The sequence below is a fragment of the Xenorhabdus bharatensis genome (assembly GCF_037996705.1).
Classification (GTDB): domain Bacteria; phylum Pseudomonadota; class Gammaproteobacteria; order Enterobacterales; family Enterobacteriaceae; genus Xenorhabdus; species Xenorhabdus bharatensis.
Genome location: NZ_JBBMXG010000001.1, coordinates 75,367 through 95,873, shown reverse-complemented (window position 1 = coordinate 95,873; position 20,507 = coordinate 75,367). Strand labels below are relative to the sequence as shown.

General features: G+C 39.9%; 19 protein-coding genes, 5 tRNA genes and 1 pseudogene. 9 read left to right on the top strand and 16 right to left on the bottom strand.

The genetic code is table 11. The features are described 5' to 3' along the window. The first annotated feature begins 132 nt into the window (after positions 1 to 132). Positions 133 to 291, top strand: coding sequence for a ribosome modulation factor (rmf, locus tag AAC855_RS00445; protein WP_340607700.1), 159 nt, complete (start codon positions 133 to 135; stop codon positions 289 to 291). A gap of 108 nt (positions 292 to 399) precedes the next feature. Here the strand turns inward: rmf and fabA are convergent, their stop codons facing one another. Next, a complete protein-coding gene (gene fabA / locus AAC855_RS00440; RefSeq protein ID WP_086956222.1) occupies positions 400 to 918 on the bottom strand; it encodes a bifunctional 3-hydroxydecanoyl-ACP dehydratase/trans-2-decenoyl-ACP isomerase in 519 nt (172 codons plus the stop codon). 84 nt (positions 919 to 1,002) lie between these two features. Beyond that, positions 1,003 to 2,733, bottom strand: a complete 1,731-nt coding sequence (locus tag AAC855_RS00435) for an AAA family ATPase (protein ID WP_340607699.1) — start codon at positions 2,731 to 2,733, stop codon at positions 1,003 to 1,005. 204 nt (positions 2,734 to 2,937) lie between these two features. Here AAC855_RS00435 and matP point away from each other — a divergent pair, with 204 nt between their 5' ends. Continuing rightward, entirely contained in the window at positions 2,938 to 3,387 is a 450-nt protein-coding gene (gene matP / locus AAC855_RS00430; RefSeq protein WP_340607698.1) for a macrodomain Ter protein MatP, read from the top strand. A gap of 76 nt (positions 3,388 to 3,463) precedes the next feature. On the opposite strand, the gene ompA is transcribed toward matP, so the two are convergent. Continuing rightward, the gene (ompA, locus tag AAC855_RS00425; protein WP_340607697.1) at positions 3,464 to 4,597 is read right to left on the bottom strand and encodes a porin OmpA; all 1,134 of its coding nucleotides are present in this window, start codon (positions 4,595 to 4,597) and stop codon (positions 3,464 to 3,466) included. Between the two features lie 357 nt (positions 4,598 to 4,954). Beyond that, on the bottom strand, positions 4,955 to 5,527 hold the full coding sequence (sulA, locus tag AAC855_RS00420; RefSeq protein ID WP_340607696.1) for an SOS-induced cell division inhibitor SulA: 573 nt from the start codon (positions 5,525 to 5,527) through the stop codon (positions 4,955 to 4,957). A 249-nt stretch (positions 5,528 to 5,776) separates the two neighbouring features. On the opposite strand from sulA, the gene AAC855_RS00415 reads away from it, so the two are divergent. Beyond that, positions 5,777 to 6,385, top strand: coding sequence for a TfoX/Sxy family DNA transformation protein (locus AAC855_RS00415; RefSeq protein ID WP_340607695.1), 609 nt, complete (start codon positions 5,777 to 5,779; stop codon positions 6,383 to 6,385). 229 nt (positions 6,386 to 6,614) lie between these two features. On the opposite strand, the gene yccS is transcribed toward AAC855_RS00415, so the two are convergent. Continuing rightward, positions 6,615 to 8,792 (bottom strand): YccS family putative transporter, encoded by a 2,178-nt coding sequence (gene yccS, locus AAC855_RS00410; RefSeq protein WP_340607694.1) that lies wholly within the window; start codon positions 8,790 to 8,792, stop codon positions 6,615 to 6,617. A 66-nt stretch (positions 8,793 to 8,858) separates the two neighbouring features. On the opposite strand from yccS, the gene helD reads away from it, so the two are divergent. After that, on the top strand, positions 8,859 to 10,928 hold the full coding sequence (helD, locus tag AAC855_RS00405) for a DNA helicase IV (protein ID WP_340607693.1): 2,070 nt from the start codon (positions 8,859 to 8,861) through the stop codon (positions 10,926 to 10,928). Positions 10,929 to 10,970: 42 nt separating this feature from the next. Here the strand turns inward: helD and AAC855_RS00400 are convergent, their stop codons facing one another. Continuing rightward, the gene (locus AAC855_RS00400; protein WP_340607692.1) at positions 10,971 to 11,429 is read right to left on the bottom strand and encodes a methylglyoxal synthase; all 459 of its coding nucleotides are present in this window, start codon (positions 11,427 to 11,429) and stop codon (positions 10,971 to 10,973) included. A gap of 136 nt (positions 11,430 to 11,565) precedes the next feature. Between AAC855_RS00400 and AAC855_RS00395 the strand changes: the two genes are divergently transcribed. Next, positions 11,566 to 11,979: a CoA-binding protein gene (locus AAC855_RS00395; RefSeq protein WP_340607691.1), complete on the top strand. Its 414-nt coding sequence runs from the start codon at positions 11,566 to 11,568 to the stop codon at positions 11,977 to 11,979. A gap of 72 nt (positions 11,980 to 12,051) precedes the next feature. On the opposite strand, the gene hspQ is transcribed toward AAC855_RS00395, so the two are convergent. After that, complete coding sequence (hspQ, locus tag AAC855_RS00390) at positions 12,052 to 12,372, bottom strand: heat shock protein HspQ (protein WP_186435674.1); 321 nt, start codon at positions 12,370 to 12,372, stop codon at positions 12,052 to 12,054. Positions 12,373 to 12,667: 295 nt separating this feature from the next. Between hspQ and yccX the strand changes: the two genes are divergently transcribed. Beyond that, positions 12,668 to 12,955: an acylphosphatase gene (yccX, locus tag AAC855_RS00385; protein ID WP_340607690.1), complete on the top strand. Its 288-nt coding sequence runs from the start codon at positions 12,668 to 12,670 to the stop codon at positions 12,953 to 12,955. A 15-nt stretch (positions 12,956 to 12,970) separates the two neighbouring features. On the opposite strand, the gene tusE is transcribed toward yccX, so the two are convergent. Further along, positions 12,971 to 13,300 (bottom strand): sulfurtransferase TusE, encoded by a 330-nt coding sequence (gene tusE, locus AAC855_RS00380; protein ID WP_340607689.1) that lies wholly within the window; start codon positions 13,298 to 13,300, stop codon positions 12,971 to 12,973. A 182-nt stretch (positions 13,301 to 13,482) separates the two neighbouring features. Between tusE and AAC855_RS00375 the strand changes: the two genes are divergently transcribed. From AAC855_RS00375 to trhO, 3 genes and pseudogenes are all read left to right on the top strand, one after another. After that, positions 13,483 to 13,570 (top strand) — tRNA-Ser (locus AAC855_RS00375). Positions 13,571 to 13,744: 174 nt separating this feature from the next. Then, a pseudogene (locus tag AAC855_RS00370) lies at positions 13,745 to 14,323 on the top strand (tyrosine-type recombinase/integrase); the annotation flags it as partial. A gap of 307 nt (positions 14,324 to 14,630) precedes the next feature. After that, positions 14,631 to 15,689: an oxygen-dependent tRNA uridine(34) hydroxylase TrhO gene (gene trhO, locus AAC855_RS00365; protein WP_340607688.1), complete on the top strand. Its 1,059-nt coding sequence runs from the start codon at positions 14,631 to 14,633 to the stop codon at positions 15,687 to 15,689. Between the two features lie 92 nt (positions 15,690 to 15,781). Here the strand turns inward: trhO and AAC855_RS00360 are convergent, their stop codons facing one another. The 8 genes from AAC855_RS00360 to AAC855_RS00325 form a co-directional block, all read right to left on the bottom strand. After that, the gene (locus AAC855_RS00360; protein ID WP_340607687.1) at positions 15,782 to 16,375 is read right to left on the bottom strand and encodes a response regulator transcription factor; all 594 of its coding nucleotides are present in this window, start codon (positions 16,373 to 16,375) and stop codon (positions 15,782 to 15,784) included. Positions 16,376 to 16,582: 207 nt separating this feature from the next. After that, the gene (gene bssS, locus AAC855_RS00355) at positions 16,583 to 16,843 is read right to left on the bottom strand and encodes a biofilm formation regulator BssS (RefSeq protein ID WP_099123488.1); all 261 of its coding nucleotides are present in this window, start codon (positions 16,841 to 16,843) and stop codon (positions 16,583 to 16,585) included. 232 nt (positions 16,844 to 17,075) lie between these two features. After that, positions 17,076 to 18,128 (bottom strand): dihydroorotase, encoded by a 1,053-nt coding sequence (gene pyrC, locus AAC855_RS00350; RefSeq protein WP_340607686.1) that lies wholly within the window; start codon positions 18,126 to 18,128, stop codon positions 17,076 to 17,078. Between the two features lie 229 nt (positions 18,129 to 18,357). Next, positions 18,358 to 18,433, bottom strand: a tRNA-Asn gene (locus AAC855_RS00345). 194 nt (positions 18,434 to 18,627) lie between these two features. Beyond that, positions 18,628 to 18,703: transfer RNA gene (locus AAC855_RS00340), tRNA-Asn, on the bottom strand. 273 nt (positions 18,704 to 18,976) lie between these two features. Further along, positions 18,977 to 19,052: transfer RNA gene (locus AAC855_RS00335), tRNA-Asn, on the bottom strand. Positions 19,053 to 19,349: 297 nt separating this feature from the next. Then, positions 19,350 to 19,425: transfer RNA gene (locus AAC855_RS00330), tRNA-Asn, on the bottom strand. Between the two features lie 118 nt (positions 19,426 to 19,543). Next, entirely contained in the window at positions 19,544 to 20,065 is a 522-nt protein-coding gene (locus AAC855_RS00325) for a YlaC family protein (protein ID WP_340607685.1), read from the bottom strand. Between the last annotated feature and the right edge of the window lie 442 nt (positions 20,066 to 20,507).

Genomic DNA, 20,507 nt, shown 5'->3' with positions numbered 1-20,507 from the left:
GGCGTCAAATTATAACTTTTTTACGGCTTTCTTTGCTTGATCTTCATTTCAGATAGGAGTATCACTAGGAAGCCTTCTGAATAAGAAACATTCATTGTTTTATTTCATAGTAAGAAAGTGAGGAAGTAAGACATGAAACGACAAAAAAGAGATCGTTTGGCACGTGCACTTTCCAGAGGCTATCACGCTGGTATTTTAGGGCGACCGCGGGAAAACTGCCCTTACTATTCGTTAGATGCCCGTTCACACTGGCTGGGAGGCTGGCGTCAGGCGATGGAAGACCGTGTTTGATTTCTGTGACTTTAGTCAATAACCCGTTAATTTAATAACAAATCACCTCTGCCATAGTGCAGAGGTGATTAGTATAAGAGAAGGGAAGTAGACATCAGGGCAATAAAATCAAAAATTACTGGTATCTTTGAATATCCCTACCTTCAGATCAGTTGCTGTATAGATAAGTTTACCGTCAACCAACACTTCGCCATCAGCCAGACCCATAATCAGTTTCCGGTTTATGACGCGTTTAAAATTAATGCGATATGTGACCATTTTTGCTGTTGGTAACACTTGCCCAGTGAACTTTACTTCACCAACACCAAGCGCCCGACCTTTACCTTCACCGCCAAGCCAGCCCATGAAGAAACCAACGAGCTGCCACATTGCATCAAGACCGAGGCAACCTGGCATAACGGGATCTTTGAAAAAGTGACAACCGAAAAACCACAAGTCGGGGTTAATATCAAGTTCAGCTTCGATATACCCTTTATTATAAGTGCCACCATCTTCTGTCATTTTAATGATGCGATCCATCATTAACATATTACCGGAAGGTAGTGGTGGCCCATTTTCACCAAATAACTTACCTTGTCCAGAGGCTTGAAGTTCTTCTTTAGTGTAGGACTCTTGTTTTTTAAACATATACTCAGATAGCCTTATTATTGGGTAAGGGTAGAGAATAGCGTACACTTGTACGCTGAACAACTCCGATCAGATATCCAGATACTAACCCAACCAGCGTAAGAACCAAGGCAATTTTGGACGTTCTTGACTATTAATTTGTGTAATACGCTCGTATATCATAGCTAACAGATGTTCTTTCTGTTCGTCATAATAAGGGATGTCTGTCAATAATGAAGCAGCTTCGGATACGTGCTCTACCGTCCAAATATGGAATTCTCCATTTTTCACCGCATTAATAACATCCTGATGCAAACATAGATGCTGCACATTGGCTGTCGGAATAATCACCCCCTGTGAACCGGTTAGCCCGCGGCAGTGACATACACGGAAAAAACCTTCAATTTTTTCATTAACGCCACCAATCGGTTGAACATTACCAAATTGATCGACGGCTCCTGTCACCGCGATTTGCTGGTTTATCGGCTGTTGAGACAGCGCACTGATTAATGCACATAATTCAGCTAATGAAGCACTATCACCATCAACTTCGCCATAGGATTGTTCAAATACAATAGAAGCAGAAAAGGGTTGAGGCTGATCCAGTTTTAGCTCAGAAATCAAGTAGGCCTGCATAATCATCATGCCCTTGGCGTGAATATTCCCACCCAGTTCAACTTTACGCTCTACATCAATAAACTCGCCATCACCCAAATGAGCAACACAACTGATTCGAGAGGGTTCACCAATCGGATCTGGATGGCCCGGATATTCAAGTACAGATAATCCGTTTATTTGACCAATCACAGTACCTTGGGTTCGGATCAGTATTTGGCCTTTCAGAATTTCATCCATACTGCGTTCAGCTAAATAGCTATGACGCCAGCGCCGGTTATCTTCTGCCTGTTGCAGAGAATGCTGGGTAATCTGATTTTCCTGCTGATAATTAGCGGCTGTTTCCAGCGTTTGTTTCAGCCACTGGATGTCTAAAGGCAAACTGAATTGATCTTCGGTGTAGCGGATAGCTTGCCTGAATAACTCGCTCCAGGCATCTTGACTCAAAGAAGGGAGTTTTTGCTGTTGAATGAATCCACTTACATAGCGGCACCACATCGCCAGATCATCTTCCTCATGAAATGGCATATCAGGTTCAAATTCACTGTATAAAGCACTGCTTGCCAATTCTGGCTCAATAGTATGCAACTCGTCGAGGCTGAAGCGATCACCAACAAGGATCAAACGCAAATCTAACGGTATTGAGGGCACTGGCAGAGGCAGAGAGTGGTTTTCATTGTGTGGTAGCCAGTCAAAACGCCGTTGAATGATCATCTGTTTGAGCCGAACCCACATTAATGGCTGGGATAGCAACGTGCGCAGGGATAAGATTAAAATACCACCATTAACTTGATGAATAAGCCCCGGCTGGAGTTGAAGCACATTCTGGTGTGTATAGATGTTGCCAAATAATTGTTCAGGTTCAATCCACTCGCGATAAGCAACCCTTTGATTTGGCGAGAAAGGGCCTTCACCGGAGGAATGCCATGTAATGGTTTGGTGTTCTATCTGATAATAACCACCAACATCAGGATAGCTTTCTGGTAATAGTGTAGAAACTGTATCGGATAAAAGAGCCAGGCAGGCATCACTTTCTTCTGCTTTTACTAGCATAAAAGATTGGCGTAAATTGGCCTGACAAAAAAGTGTTAGCCCATTGTGCAGCCTGGGTTGAATGACCTCCATTGTGACGGAAGGTGATTCAGAAACAGAATTGAAAAGTGATTGATAAGGTACACTATTTGGCTGTAATGATTGCCAGTCTAATTTTATATTCGTCAAAGTGATAGCTACATGTAGTGAAAAAGAAACATTTATTATACAAGATTAGGCTGTGAACCAACATGCCAGAATCTTTGAAAGGAACGATATTTGTACCATCTCATTGATTGTCTGAAAAATATACGATAATCCGGTGTTGTTATGAGAAATTAAGAGAAATAATTGCTATGCTTAATTTAAGTTACGCTGTCACTGAGAGATCAAATGAAATATCAACAATTGGAAAATCTGGAATGTGGCTGGAAATGGGCTTATTTAGTGAAAAAACATCGAGAAGGTGAAGAAATAACTAAATATCTTGAAAAAAGTGCAGCTCAGGATGCAATTAATGCATTGTTAAAGTTAGAGCGAGAACCTGTCAGGGTTTTGCAATGGATCTCACTGCATATGAATCAAGCTTTATCCAACCGCATGAAGCAAACTATCCGGGCACGGCGTAAGCGCCATTTTAACGCCGAGCATCAGCACTCGCGCAAAAAGTCTATTGACCTGGATTTTCATGTCTGGCAGCGTCTTTCAAATCTCTCCCGACGCCGTGGTAATACTTTATCTGAAACAATTGTACAATTATTGGAAGATGCAGAACATAAAGAGAAATATGCGCATCAAATACTGAATTTAAAGCAGGACTTAGCTGCGATTTTAGATAAATAGTCTTTGAAAAACGGTGAAATAAATAAAACCCCATGCTTACACATGAGGTTTATATTTTATGAATAATGTAGATAAATCAAAGGGTAGATTTTGCTGGGACTGTGACTTCTTGAGTACCCTGAATATTGATAACAACACGGCGGTCTGGTGACAGACACGAGATCAATTTAGAACGTGCTTTGATATTGTCACATGTTGAGCCGGTCACTGGATCTTCTTTACCGCGACCCTCAGCCTGAATACTGTTCGCAGGAATACCTTTTTCAATCAGGTAGTCAGCAACGGATTGAGCCCGTTTTTGGGACAGAGGTAAATTGTAGTGTTGGCTACCGATTCGGTCAGAGTAACCAAGAACGACAACATGCCCCTGACTTGGGTCAATTTTACTCAATTGGTTATAGAGGGTATCGAGTTCCTGTTTACCTTCAGCCTTCAATGTTGATTTGCTGAAGTCAAACAGGACATCAGAACGCAGAGTAAAGCTTTTGTTTTCAACAACAGGTACCGGAGCCGGGATCACAGGAGCAGGAGCAGGTGTAGCTTCATCCTGACCAAAACGATAAGAAACACCAAGGCTTAGCAATCCGTTATTTGGTTTAGGCCCTAAATAAGAGCTGCTATCTTGCATAGTTGCATCTGGGCTGCCTCTTCCGCTCTGACCAACTCTTGGAGCCCATTGGTATTCCAGACGCGTTGCAATATTTTTTGTCAATGCATATTCAGCACCGAGAGCGATTAGTGGGGAAATACCAGTACTATTATTTTTTACATGGTCTTTTCTTTTATTTTCGTGGCTGTACTTTGCTGAAGCATTTGAATGCCATACTATGCCCCCCAGACGAGTATAAGCATCTAAAGAGTCTGTCAGCGGGGCGCTCAATTTCATTGCAAGCTGAATACCCTGGCTTTTGAAACTGGCGTCATTAATCTTAGATTTATAGGTCATTTTCCCCAGCCAATCATAACCTAATTCGAAACCTATGTATGGTGTTGCCTGATAACCCACATAAGCTCCGGCACCCAGAGCATCTTTCTTGTCAGCATTGCCTGTTGCTACTTTAGCAATATTGATATCTTTAAATCCTGTTCTACTGTAGTCGGACCAACCTACCTTAGTACCTGCATACCAAGTATGCTCTTTTGGAGCAGCTTGAGCCACAGTTGCAAAAGTTGCTACTACCACGGCCACTGCGATAGTTGTCTTCTTCATTGTACGCCTCGTTATCATCCAAATAATAAGTAGTTGGCCTTAAAGTCTTATTGTTGGCCATTAGTTGAAATAATCTGTTAGGTATATGCGCTTAATATCAATAGATAATTCCTGAAATGTTAGTTAAATCAGCATCAACCTAACTTTGTAGAGTCTACAACGAACTTTAAAACTTACAAGTACATGGTGATTTGTGATACCTATTTTTTAAATTAATACCTATAAGAAATTAAATACTATTAATAATGGCCTATGAGAGATTGTTATTTAATCGTTTGATTTTTATAAAAAATAAAAATATTTCATTATTCATAGCATGTTTATTTTAAAAAATACTGAGAATAATCTTAAATTAATTCAATGATAGTAAATAGAATGGAACTTTATTCTGCCCTCTACGGGATTATACTGCCCGGATGAGGCTTGAGGACGCATAATCAGGCCTAGAGTTGTCCCTTTCTGTGCTGCTAATCTCAGTTTTTGTACTCCATATTCAGACAGTTCTGGCAGCCACCCTAATACGATACAGTAGCTACCACTTGCTAAGGCTTTCTCCATGGCATAGGGTGATGCAACTGGGGTAATTTGGTTTAATTGAATGCTTTTGTCTAAAGGCAAACCCGAATCGACTAACCACTGGCGGCTTAATCTTTTATTAGGGGTTATCCAGAGTAACCACCTGTTTTCATTCCTGGATTGATGTAGCAAAGGAAGTAGTATGTGATTAAGCACAGGCCATTGTTCACAATAGGTTAACTCACTGATTGTGCCATTTACTGCTTGTAAGGCGTTTTGCTCAGCTTGGCTAAGGCGTTTTAATTTTGTAGATCTGGTGCTTATTACATTAGTGGTTTCGTGTTTGTGAGTTGTGCCGCTCTCAGCTTCAATTTTACTCTCAATGAGATACTCCAGAGTGGGTTGAATACGCATAATGTTCCTCACCATGATGCCTGTATATATATACAGTAATCGGTTATTTGGCTAAAAGCAAGACCATTTTTTTCAAGACGCTTCGCAAAAATTCATATAAAACAGTTTTTTTCTAATTTAATGATTGGCAGCCAGAAACAGATTGCGTATGGTTTTAATTACTTGTTCTTGTTATTTATATTATTAATAACAAACAAGGGGACAGAGTATAAAATATTTAGTCAGGATATAATTCATGGAGTGATAAAAATGTTTTTATCAGGGGCTCGTTTTGATCAATTGAAACACGGCGTATCTTCATTGGGGAAACTTAAAAAGAAATCCCAGTTTGGTGGAATTGGATTATCAATTGATGGAGTCTTGTTCGCCCTGAGTTATGAAGGTGAGCTTTATTTACGAGGGAATAATTATGCAGAAACGTTATTTAAAGCTAACGGCATGGAAACGTTCATCTATTCAAAAAGGGGAATTCCTGTGGCTTTGCGTTATTACCGGGTCAGTGAATCACTTTGGCAGGATCAAAAACAATTATCCGAATATGTTAATTTAGCCTATCAAGAGACACTGACAGATATTATTAATAAACAAAAAAAACCTCTCAGATTAAAAGATCTTCCTAATCTTGGAGTGGTTTTGGAGCGCCAGTTATGGAAAGCAGGAATATCAAAAGTAGAAGAATTGCGTGTATTGGGAGCAAAAGTAACTTATCTTAAATTACAACAAAACGGAAAAAAGATAAGTGTAAATATTTTATTGGCATTAGCTGGAGCAATAGAAGGCTGCCATGTTGCTGTGTTGCCGGAAAAGCTACGTAATGAATTAGTTATATGGCATCAAGAATTAGAATATGGTAACTAAATAGTTTTTCAAAATGATAGGAGTATCCCTTACCCCGCGTGTCGCGCGGGGTAAGGGATACCGCATGCGGATACTTTCACTATTATGAAAAGGTATATAGTATTATTCTATATCCTATTAATATCAGACGACAGTTAATAATTCATTTGAAATGCAGAAAATATAATTTCATATAAGGTGTTAAAATAATAAATCCCGCCTTCATAGGAAGTGGGATTTATTTATTTAATTAATTTGATTTCTGAATGTTTATTTGTTTTTTTAAATTAACTATTTCAGGTAATAGTTCAATCAGTAGTCCTACTTGCTGTAATACAAGTTGAACTTTGCTATTATCAGAAGTTAATTGGTTACTTTTTTGTATCAAATGCTCTGAAATCTGATGCAGGAATTCATCATCAATTCTGTCTTGTTGCAATGCAGACTCAACATGGCGAATTGATTCAGTCAATAGCTCCAGAATGATAGGTTCATTAAGCTTGTCACGATGTGCGCCTAAGGCGGAAATATAACTCAACATAGTATGATTAAGGCAAAGTAAACGAAATGCTTCTTCCTGAGAAATACGATGATGTTTAGGCTCTGATGTCATGTTCGATACAACTGAAGCCAGTTCGGCATCGTAATTATGAGCGTTCCGGCGAGCAACCCGATATTCCAGACAATTACTTTTTCCTTGATGATATTGCAGTAAAATAGCATTCAGATAATGGCAATTGGCATTCATTGTTCGAGTAATGACTTGTGGTAATTGGCGGAAATTCCAATCAGGCCAAATAAAATTGACTGCCAATAAGGCAATACCACAACCGATCAGGGTATCGACTATTCTGGGCAGCGCTACTTCAAAGCCTTCACCCAATAAATTAAAGCTGAATAATACCAATAATGTAATAAATAGAGTGGCATGTGCATATTGGCTACTACGAAAGGCAAAAAATAACACACCTGAAATGACAATCAGCAATAATTGCCCTTCAATAGAAGGTACAAGATAGAGAATAGGCAAGCCAATTAAAATACCCGCCAATGTTCCGATAACCCGGAGAGCCAGACGGCGTCGGGTCGCGCTGTAGTTAGGCTGACAGACAAACAGGCTGGTCAGCAGGATCCAATAACCTCTTTGTATATCAAATAGCTGAATAATGGCATAACCAGTACAAAGCAAAGCAGACATACGGATCGCGTGGCGGAATAGTGCTGATTTGGGTGTCAGATTGCTGAGAAGCCGAAATGAAATATCACGCCATCCCGTTAAGGCCTCATCGGATAATTGTGTCTCTTCTTGTTTATCGTTGTATTGCTTATCATGTTGAGCTGCTTCCTGAAGGATCAGATATTGCTCAGAACTGAGACCGGCTAGCTGTGCATCAATTGCCCGCAAATTTTTCAGTAAATTACTGAATGCAACGATCTTAGTGTCAACTATTTGTTGGTTTTTTAATTTCTCTAAAGAGATTTCAAGATAGGTGAAAGCATTCTCAAATCGTGAGCTATGCTGATATTGTTTACGCAGGATAATGGATTGTGAAACCTGCTCACAGGCGTGCGCCTGCATGGACAACAATCGTTGGAAACGGAATAGAAGATCGCTGTGGCGCAATGTTTCCCGTAGCTTTTGATACTGAATGTGAGACGAACTGGCTCGTTCATGGATATCCTGAACAACAAAATAATAGTGCAGAGTCCTTCGAGTTCCCTGTTGCCCACGATCTCCTTTCAAACGACTTAATAAAGCTATTTTCGTTTGATTGAATGTTGACACTAATGTGCTGTTAGCCATAGCAATATCAAACATAGCCTGCTCGTACTCCTCAGCTTCAGCATCTGGGTCAAACAAGTTTGTTTTGGCATGCAGATACACAGAAAGCTGCTGATAACAACGCGCCAGATTTTCTTGTAACGGGCGGATAGGAAATAGTGCATGCCCTGCTAATGTCAGCAAGTTATACCAAATTGCACCGGTGAGTAATAATAAAGGTTGCTGATACCAGACAGGGAATATCGATGTACCCAGCATAGTATATATTGCAATCAATAAAGCGCCGAAAGCAATGGTGGCATAACGCTGCCCTAAAGCACCAAGCAGTATGAAACCACAGGTAGAAATTGCCAGCCCAAGAGTGAAGAACCACGGGTATGGAAAAAGCAAAGTAATAGAAACAGAAGCAACAAAAAAGGAGACTAAGGTGATGACTAGATTGCGTAAACGGCCCGCTAAACGATCATCCAAGTCTGTTAATGCTGCGGCGACCACACCTAACGTCAGAGGGATGGTAATCTTGGGTTCTTCTTTCAATAGCCAGGGAACCAGTGTAGTTCCTGTTAGCGCAATAAATATACGAATATAATAGAAAACGTGATTGTTATACAAAAAATGGCGGGAGCTGGAAAAAACAGTTAGCACAAAAAACTCCTAACAACATTTAAGTGAGCAGATAGCTCAACAATTTTCAGGTACGGTGCTATTACAATGGAACTAAAATCAACACAAATGGGGCAACGACTTGCCCGGCATCCTTATAATCGAGTGCGTTTACTGAATGCTGGCATTGAAGTCAGTGGTGATAAACATCAGTACCTAATTCCATTTAATCAATTAATCGATATTCAGTGTAAGCGAGGGCTTGTCTGGGGGGAACTGGAATTTGAGTTACCGGAGGGGAAAGTCGTTCGTTTACATGGCACTGAATGGCAGCAAACACAGCGTTTTTACCATTATTTATTAAAGGAATGGCAGGCATGGAGCTCTGATATGAGCGGCATTAGTTCTGATGTTCTATCTGCTCAGATAAGTAAAATTGATAAAATCCGGCAGCAAGACTATTGGATGAAGAAAGAAAATTTATTTTTATTACAGCAACAAATTCATGAAATATTTCAATCTATTCCCTTACCATTACAAAGACTCAAGCACTTTGAAAATTGTCGCGATAATTACCAGACGTGCCTGAACTGGCTCAATGAAGGGGAAAAATGGCGAAATCTCATCAATCGGCAGTGGGCTGAACGGATTCAGGAACGGTATGGAGAATTTTTCCAAATCACAGAAAACGTACCATTCAACCAGTTACAATATCAGGCCATTATTAATGGTGAAAAATCCATATTAGTTTCGGGAAGTGCGGGAAGCGGAAAGACGTCTGTTTTAATTGCACGGGCTGAATGGCTATTATTACGCCAGCAGGCGCTTCCTGAGCAGATTTTATTACTATCAGACGGGCAGAAATCAGTCGAGGAGATAAATAAACGTATTCAGTTACGCTCGGGAACAAAAACGATAAAAGTGAGAACATTCCATGAACTGTCACTTTGCATTATTCAGCAGGCAAGTAGTAAAACGATAAAAATTAGCGAATTAGAAACTAATACTCAAAAGCGCCATGACTTTCTTATTCGGGAATGGCAAAAACAGTGTAATGAAAAAAAATCGCAGGCAAAAGGCTGGCGCGAATGGTTGAATGAAGAGTTAGACTGGCAGTTACCCGATGGAGCATATTGGAATGACAGGCAAATACAATCCCGTTTATCCGGCCATCTGAATTATTGGCTGGAGTTAATGAGAATGCATGGCGGTAGCCAAAAAGAGATGCTTGAACAGGCTTTGCCTGAATATTCAGATAGTTTCCCAAAACGTATCCGCCTGATGGCACCTTTGTTGAAAGCCTGGAAATCGGCATTAAAAGAAGAAGGAGCGCTGGATTTTTATGGATTGATTCATCAGGCAGTACATACTCTGCAAAAAGGACGTTTCATTAGCCCGTGGAAGCATGTCCTGTTAGATAATCTACAGAACATATCTCCTTTAAGTATCAAGTTATTAACTGCGCTACAAGCGCAGAATAAACAGAGCCATATATTTGCGGTAGGAGATAACAGGCAGGGAGTTTGCCGGTTTAACAGCCTTGAATGGCCTTCAATAAAGACTTTTTCTGCTTATTTTGGTGAAAGTGACGAGTGTATTTTAGATAGCACGTATCGTTTTAATGAGCATATTAGTAAAATCACTAATGGAATTATCCATCTGTTTCACAGCCAAGTGAGTGCTTCACAGTATAGTTTCACCCATCATAGTTCAACAAAAGGAGATAAAAAATCAGTCATAATTTTGCCTGAAGAACAATTAGAAGCCTTGTTGAACAAGATGAGTGGCTATGTCACCAATCAGGAAACTATCTTCTTATTGGCACGTTACTGTTTTCATAAGCCAGATGTATTGAAGAAAGCAGCGACCCGTTGGCCGAATTTAAATATTAACTTTATGACTATTCAGGCGTCTTCGGGGTTGCAGGCTGATTACATTATCCTCTTAGGACTACAAAAAGGAAACGAGGGTTTTCCGGCATCAGAAAAAGTAACAGTGCTGGAGCAGGTTTTACTACCGAAACCTGAAACATTTTCTGATACACAAGAGCAACGCCTTTTATATGTTGCATTGACGAGAGCAAAAAAGCAGGTTTGGTTGATGCAGGAACCGAAAAATCCATCGGTATTTATTCACCTATTATCTAAACTAGGTGTTCCAGCGCACCGTAAACCTTAGATTTCCGGGAGAGAATCAGGCTTTCTTTGCTGGTGGCTGTATTTATTTTAGCCTTTCATGAAGATACCCCTGATAATCAGGTATGCAAATATCGACTTTTTCGGTAAAAAGCGGAGATTTAATAAGAAAATCAGCAGTTGTTCGATTTGTTGCTACTGGGATATTCCAGACTGTGGCCAGACGCAACAGTGCCTTGACATCAGGGTCGTGAGGAACGGCATTCAAAGGATCCCAAAAAAAGATGAGAACATCAATTTTTCCTTCAGAAATTAATGCACCAATCTGTTGATCACCTCCCATCGGCCCACTCAATAGGCTGGTAATCGGTAAGCCCGTTTGTTGTTGAAGCAAGTTTCCGGTTGTACCCGTGGCATAGAGCCGGTTTTGTTCTAGTAAATGTTGATGTTCATTGACCCAAGACAGAAGAGATTGTTTACAGTGATCATGCGCAATCAGAGCAATACTTTTGGATTCAGTCAGTGTACGGGTTGTTAATTCCATATTAATACCTTCGTGAAAATGTACTATTTACCAATTATTTTAATAACAAGATAATAGAAATAAAGGTGATTGTCATAAACACTGTAGTAAACGAAATGTATAAGTATTACAGCATAATCATGAGGTAGGGGGCTGTATGAGTGATCAATATCTGATAGATATCCTGAAAAAAGTCAGAACAATTGCTTTGGTGGGAGCGAGTGAAAAACCAGAACGACCTAGCTATGAGATAATGGAATACCTGCTTAATCAGGGATATAACGTTATTCCGGTTAGCCCTAAGCTAGCGGGCAAAACATTATTAGGACAGAAAGTTGTGAAGCAGCTGGCTGATATCGAACAGCCAGTTGATATGGTTGATGTCTTTCGTAATGCAACAGCTGCCTATGGTATTGCGGAAGAAGCGATTGCCATCAGAGCAAAAGTGCTTTGGCTGCAAAAAGGGGTAATTAATGATGAGGCGAAATTACTGGCAGAAAATAAGGGATTAGATGTGATTATGGATCGTTGCCCGAAAATTGAGATCCCGCGTTTAGGATTAGAAAAATAAAGAAGGCGATGGGTTATTTTTATTTCACCGCCTTTCCTTATCAGTATCGTTTAACTTTTCAAAGGAATGTTTTTAATTTCGTAACCTTGGAGCCAGCAATTGACTGCGGATAGATTCAGCTAACTCATCCAGAGAAGGATGTTCCGGATGATCATCTGATATCTCGTAAGTCAATTGGGCCTCAGCTAAATAGGTATGGACAGGTTGCCCATCATCACCTTCCATCACAACGTGATACCACGGAGCTGAACGTAAAGTCGCATTAGATGCAATATCATTTTCCTGTGGTTGTTCTAAAGAATATTCGGCATCAATATCTACAACAACACCCAGATAGCCCAACAGGCTATGCCTCACTTGTTGGCCGATACCGAATTTGCTGGCGATCATCATAGTCACCTCCAGAGAAACCTTGCAATCACTCTTATATAAGGGCCGTAAGGTAAATTTCAAGCGCACACCCGGTAACCGGAATCTTACATTTGAGATGGTATGTGATCACCATCTCATATTTCAGGTTAGCTGTTGTGTATATAAAATACAATACTAAAAGTGGTCTTAACATACCAAAGTTATTCTACTTGATAGTTTTCAATCTATTGCATAACAGAAAATAAATACTTTTCCATCATGATATCCATCCTGATATTGAAGAGTCTCTTTTCGATTTTGCTTGAGGGAGAGAGAAATGACAGTTCAAAGCGTCACTATTTATGTGTATGGCCGAGTTCAGGGAGTTGGTTTTCGTTATCAGACATACCACTGGGCAAAGAAAAATAAGTTATTGGGATATGTTCGCAATATGAATGACGGTAGTGTCAAAATCGTTGCCTGTGGTAATGAGGAACAAATAGCAGCGTTGATTGACTGGCTGGAGAAGGGAGGGCCTCCGGGGGCAAAAATTGAACATTTTCGGCCTCAGTTTTGCGATATATGCGATATAGAGGAAATGGTTGATTTCAGCATCCGCCATTGAAGGCGGATGACTGACTCAGATACATTTCACTGGTTTTGGTAACCCTGCAATTTTAGTTGCCTGCTTTGCCGGCCCTTTAGGAAACAAGCGATAAAGATAACGGCTATTACCTTTTTCTTCACCATGCTTTTGTGATATCGCCTTGACTAACATCCTGATAGCGGGGGAAGTGTTAAACTCCTCATAAAACTCACGGACAAATCGAACTACCTCCCAATGCTGTTCGGTTAAGATGATATCTTCCTGCTCAGCAAGCAGAGGTGCCATCGCCTCTTCCCAGTCGTTACTATTTTTAAGATAACCTTGTGTATCAGTCTCGATTTCTCGACCTTCAAATACCAACATAGCTTTTTAACCACTCGACAATAATGGCTGCAATTTAGCAAAAATCACCTTTATTCCAAAGAAAGATTGCCATAAATGCTGAATAAATGCGCCAACGAACAGTTATGTGAGTGAATTAGCATCAATTGAGCATATAAGTACTTTACATTGGGAACAGTGATGTTTATAGTGCACGACATCGCGGAGGGGTGGCCGAGCGGCTGAAGGCAGCGGTCTTGAAAACCGCCGATGGGAAACCATCCGAGAGTTCGAATCTCTCCTCCTCCGCCACTTCTACTTCTCGCAACGTCTCCTAAAGTATATTTTCCTCAGTAAAATCAACAAATAACAACAAACTCAAGTCTCCTGATATCTCCTAACATCTCCTGAAAGCGACATGAAATTGTGTATAGTTTTGTGTATAGTTTTTCCTATACACATCTTCCTATACACATGGGTGAAATGATGAAGCTAACAGACGTGGCAATTAAGAGATCTAAGCCAGAAGCAAAGGCTTATACTCTCTCCGATGGTAATGGGCTTTGGTTGTTAATAGAACCGAATGGATCCAGAGGTTGGCGATTCCGTTATCGTTTTGAAGGTAAGCAGAAAATGCTATCTTTGGGTACTTATCCTGAAGTACCTTTGGCGGAAGCAAGGAAAAGAACCGCAGAGTGCCGCTCTAAGATTGCTGATGGCGTCAATCCTTCTGAAGATAGAAAACAGAAGAAACGAGAAAGCGCTATTATGTCTGAAAATACTTTTGAAAAAATCACTCTTGAATGGTACGAGAAACGCAAAGATAGATGGTCGGCAGGGTATCGTGCTGACATGATGAGTGCTTTTGAAAATGATGTCTTCCCTTATATTGGTAATAAACCAATAGCAGATATAAAACCCTTGGAATTATTGGACGTTCTTACGAGAATGGAAAAAAGGGGTGCTACAGAGAAATTAAAAAAATCCGTCAGTGTTGCGGCCGAAGTTTGGAAAGATGCAATTATCACCGGTCGAGCTGAATATAACACTGCTCCCGACTTTGCTCCGCTGTAGGCAGACGAACTGATGTGATACCTGTGGAATATGAAATGGCCTTCGTAAAAATGTCCGGTTTTTCTTGAGCAGAACGCTATAGTGAACACGTAATTTCTATATATACAATCAATTCAGAACAGGGATTGATAGATCTGGGTCACAGAAAAAAGTAATATTGTCGAAAATAAAAACCCCAAGTATGCACGAGGGGTTTTTAGTTAAAGGTTTCGATCATGATCTAGCGTCGACACTATGTGGACATAGAACAGACATAAATGATTATATATCAATAAACTACAAGGGTACTTTGAACACCATGCCAGTGTTACATAACCGTATATCTAATAAAGAACTGAAAGAACGTATGTTGGCTGAAACTGAGCCGCGCACAACTATCTCTTTTTATAAATATTTTGCTATTTCTGAGCCACAGGATTTTCGCGATAGCCTGTATCAACAATTTACTGATTTGTCAGTTTTTGGGCGGGTTTACATCGCTAAAGAAGGTATTAATGCGCAGATCAGTATCCCTTCTAAAAATGTTGATGCCCTGAAAGCAGTATTAAACACAGCTGATCCTGCTTTGTATAATTTGAGACTCAATATTGCATTAGAAGATGATGGCAAATCATTTTGGGTATTACGCATGAAAGTGCGTGAGCGTATTGTTGCTGATGGTATTGAAGATGAAACTTTTAATCCATCAAAAACCGGTGAATACCTGAAAGCGGATCAAGTCAACCAGATGCTGGATAATCCTGAAACTGTATTTGTTGATATGCGCAATCATTATGAATATGAAGTCGGGCATTTCGAGAATGCGATTGAAATTCCGTCAGATACATTTCGTGAACAATTGCCTATGGCAGTTGAGATGTTGAAGGATGATAAAGATAAAAATATCGTCATGTATTGTACTGGCGGGATCCGTTGTGAAAAAGCGAGTGCTTATATGCTGCACAATGGTTTTAACAATGTCTACCATGTAGAAGGCGGTATTATCGAGTATGCTCGTAAAGCGAAAGCTCAGGGGCTGCCTGTTCGTTTTATTGGTAAAAACTTTGTTTTTGATGAGCGTATGGGGGAACGTATTTCTGAAGACGTTATCGCTCATTGTCATCAGTGTGGTTCAATTTGTGATAGTCACACTAACTGTAAAAATGATGGGTGCCATCTGCTATTCATCCAATGTCCGTCCTGCGCAGAACGGTTTGAGGGATGCTGTAGCGATGTTTGCCGGGAAGAAATGTTACTTCCTGAAGGCGAACAGCGTGCTCGTCGGGCAGGAAGAGAAAATGGGGCTAAAATTTTCAACAAGTCTCGCTACCGGTTGAATGAAGGTTTGAATATCACTTCGTTGCAATCTATCAAATAATAAATCTTGTTTAAGTGCTTGTTTAGTCTACTGAATGAACAAGTACTGCAAACTGGCGTAATAACTTAACTGTTATTACGCCAGTTGAATTGTTAACAGAGATACTTAAAGATATTATAAATAAAAAGTAACTCTATCTTGTTAGTGACCCCTAATTTTTCAATGATATTCCGTTTATGTGAATAAACGGTACTGCCGCCTATTTTTAATATCTTTGCAATCTTATATGTGCCTATTTCCAACATCCAATAATAGAAGATCCTATTTTCCTGCGGGCTAAAAATAGAGCTTTTTGCATTGAAATGAGAGAAATAGTCTTGAATATCATATGAGGCAATTTCTTTTAATCGTTGAAGTAGTAAGCTAAGGTTCCTTTTTGGTAAAATAAAATCCTTATTAGTCAGTTGGATATGTTTTTCTGTCCATGGATATGGCTTATCAAGGTAGATATAAAGGCGACTGTCGTGCATCAACGAGAAAAACAACTTCATGTATTCACAGTATGAACTGTAATAACCGTAATGTGTTAGGTTCATCAGAACAACATCGGGTGAAAATACTTGAAGGGTAGTAATCGCATCATGAATTGAATGCATCCCTGTTGTAAGGATGTTTGTATTTTCTTTGAGGGACTCAATGATCCCAAGGCGGGTATAATAGCAATCATCAATGATTAATAGCTTCATTAGCTGAACATCCTTGTTCTACAGTGGTTATCATTAAGTAAAACAGCCTGCCGGAGAGTTAAAATATCAGGCAGGGGCTGGCTGTTTATAATACAGTATTGTAAAAAATAATAAACTATATGAATGGTTTTGTGAGTTGGTATTTGTTTTTATAACAGTTGCGGACACTCAATGTTCTGAGTGTCCTAACAGGTGTGAAATTTGCTGTTAATGTTTTGTATAGTCAAGTTGGTCGTATTCTGATGATTCAATCTTCTCTATCCCAGCCTGCAAGATTAGAATTAACTGTTTTGCAACTCCTGTAGTTAACCACAATGTTTTGTCAATACTGACATTATCTGTCTTTGTGGTTTGATCTGGGGAGGATAAGTAATGAAGGCGAATCATCATGGCGTCATAGGTGTCAACAATACTGATGTCCCAGCCTACAACAGGGTGGGTTTGGATAATTTCATCTTTTTGTCCCATATAACCTCCTAATCAGACTACAGCATTGTTATTGGTATAATTGACTAAGAGCTGCGAATCTCATCAAAAAAGATGAGTAATGGCAGTATAAACCTTTTTATCAAACTAATACTACAACCAGTCTCAGAAACCCGATGCTGATCGTTTTATTTGAGGGTGAGTGTTTGGTAGAAAAGAGGAATGATGCTTTCATGCGGAAACTAAGTATTTCCGCATGAGGCATGGTGAGAGGTTATTTACATATTTTGACTTCCCATCCGGCATCTTCTCCTGCCAGGAACGGGATTAGTTTTTCACCATTATGTTCGACGTATTCGCAAACTGGGGTAGGTTTGCGTGTAAGTTCAATAAACCCATCATTAACAGGTAAATCATAAAATTTCGGGCCATTCAGAGAGCAGAATGCTTCAAAATGCTCCATTGCATTCATTTCTTCAAAAACAGTCGCATAAGCAGCTAAAGCAGTTGGTGCATTGAAAACACCCGCACATCCGCAGGAGGATTCTTTACGATGCAATAAATGAGGAGCTGAATCCGTTCCCAGGAAGAAGCGGTCACAGCCACTGGCAACGGCTGCGCGTAACGCCTCCTGATGAATATTGCGCTTTAATACTGGCAAACAATAGAGATGTGGGCGGATCCCGCCAACCAGCATGTGATTGCGGTTGAACATCAAATGTTGTGGTGTGAGTGTTGCTCCTAACTTATCGTTGCCTTCAAGCACATATTCTGCAGCTTCTTTGGTCGTGATATGTTCGAAAACAACTTTCAGCTCAGGGAACTGCTTACGTAACGGCTCCATTACCTGCTCTATAAACCGGGCTTCACGATCAAAAATATCAATATGAGCCGCAGTCACTTCACCATGGATCAGGAGAGGCATTCCTAATTTTTCCATCGTTGCCAGCAAAGGGTAGATCTTCTGTATATCTGAAACACCGTGGCTGGAATTCGTTGTTGCATTGGCAGGATAGAGTTTACAGGCAGTGAAAATACCTTCTTTGTAACCTATTTCAATTTGGGAGCTGTTTGTTGAATCCGTGAGATAGCAGGTCATCAGAGGTTGAAACTGGTGTTCTGATGGAATGGCTGCCATGATCCTGTCTTTATAAGCCTTAGCGCTGGCAACATCTGTCACAGGGGGGGCAAGGTTAGGCATAACGATAGCCCGGCCAAAGAAATGGCTGGTGTGAGGAACAATGGTTTTCAGCATATCATCATCGCGAAAATGGACATGCCAGTCGTCAGGGCGGCGGATTTTAATGGTATATGATTCAGTAGTCATGGAACCGGCTCCAGAATATAGGTGAGAAATGGTGGAAGCTGATTCAGCATTCCTTAAGCCGGAGGTAGATGATAAAGAGAAAATAGTTAAATAGCTATTATTAAATGATAAAGTTCCGCTATTTTTGCAGAATTAAGATTTTTATTTTATGGTAGCGAGGGTATTCAGAGGAAGTTAATTGTATCAAAAAGGAAAAAATAGAAGTAACAAAACGAGGGTGTATTGAAGTTGGCTCCTCCAACTGGACTCGAACCAGTGACATACGGATTAACAGTCCGCCGTTCTACCGACTGAACTATGGAGGAACTCCTTCAAGACGGAGCGAATATTAACGGCTATTTTCTCATTTGTCAAAGGAGAAAATCATAATAACTGGTTGTTTGCCGTTAATATGTACTTTTTGTCGATAATGTCTGCTTTGTGTTTTTCAACTTGTTATTGTCTCTTCAGCAAAGCAAAAAGCCCGACTCAGTAAAACTGAATCGGGCTTCTCTAAATTTGGCTCCTCCAACTGGACTCGAACCAGTGACATACGGATTAACAGTCCGCCGTTCTACCGACTGAACTATGGAGGAATTGGTGTGTTCCTGAGAACGAGGCGAATAATAGGGGAATGGAGAGAGCTTGTAAAGCAGAAAAATAAAAAATTAGTTCAAGTGGTTTAGATGCATTCAAAGTGGTGGAGTTTTATCATTTTTTATAGCAAAAAATGATCAGCGACGCAGTTTTTTAGGATTTGATTATGATAACAAATTAATATTCGGTTATATTTTCTGACGTCAGATAAATTTCCCCGCAAAAAAACAAAAAGCCCGATTCAGTAAAACTGAATCGGGCTTCTCTAAATTTGGCTCCTCCAACTGGACTCGAACCAGTGACATACGGATTAACAGTCCGCCGTTCTACCGACTGAACTATGGAGGAATTGCTGTGTTCCTGAGAACGAGGCGAATAATAGGGGAATGGATAAGGGTTGTAAAGCGGAAAAATAAAAAATAAATTCAATTGGTTAAGTGTTGTTCTGTGTGGTGATGTTTTGTCATCTTTTGTGATAGAAAGTAACCATTTTCACAATAATTAATAATCTGGTGATCCACCATATGTGGCGATCGGAAGTAATTAAGCATAGCAAAAGGCAAGCTAAGCTAAGCAACTGACGAGCATCAAAGATAAATAGCAAAAAGCCCGACTCAGTATAACTGAATCGGGCTTCTCTAAATTTGGCTCCTCCAACTGGACTCGAACCAGTGACATACGGATTAACAGTCCGCCGTTCTACCGACTGAACTATGGAGGAATTACTGTGTTCCTGAGAACGGGGCGAATATTAACGATGAACTCAGGAAGTGTCAATGCAAAAATTCGATTTTTCTAACCACCTGATTATCATGTGATCGCATTGCGCTAAAAGTATGCTACTTTACTGAAATTACATGCTTTTGTTCAACTTGATAAGGTTGAAAATAAGGCGATTGCTCTGAGCATGCGATCAGAAAAACATCATAAAAGCATATTCCGTTCTTTTTTATAATGATTTTCTTGATTTCGTTTTTCACTTCATTGGGGACATTCGGATGACCGAGTATTGTATTGACGGCATCCTGAGATACCTTTTCATCGACAAACCACTCACCGTTATAACAAACACGCAAGTCCAGCACATCAATATCGTCAAAATGGTAAACGGGTTTGATATCGAAAAGAAGAACCGCAGCCATAACAAAAAAAAGTGCAGTAAATAAAAGCAGTGACCAAGTGCCGAAATAGGGGGCATACCACATCAGTACAGCGAGGAAAACATAAGCAACGATCATAGCTAAAAACAGGTATGGATGTTGATGAATAAAGATACTATTAAAATGTACTTTACCATCCCTATGTTCTGCGAGATTGATCCGCTCTAGGTCCTGAATCAATATCTGTTTGATGATGTTCATAATACCAGCCCAATTATTGTAGAAATCAGTTATTGAATTAAAAGTACCAACCTTTTCAAGGTTATCATGCCGGGGAGTTCTATCTGTATAGCAATTACTTCTTTTAATTTGTAAAACTGTTATTGTTTCTGAGAATCACGAGTATTTTTGTTTTAAGATAAAAGTTGAATAAATCAAATAAAAGCATAAATACATCTATTTATTAGGTTATTCTGTTCTAATATTGAGCGTCTGAAATTTTTTTAGATCTATATTCCATAAAAAGGTTGCTATTCCGGTTCGGTCATGCGTTAATGCGTTTGGCCTGATTAACAGACCTACTTTATGTACGACATCTTGAGTTAATGCGTTATGTGTAAGTGCTATCTTGATTAGCCTTTGTAGACCGTTTCCTTCTTAGTGCCCCATAAGTAATAGCTGATAATGGCCAACACATGCCCAA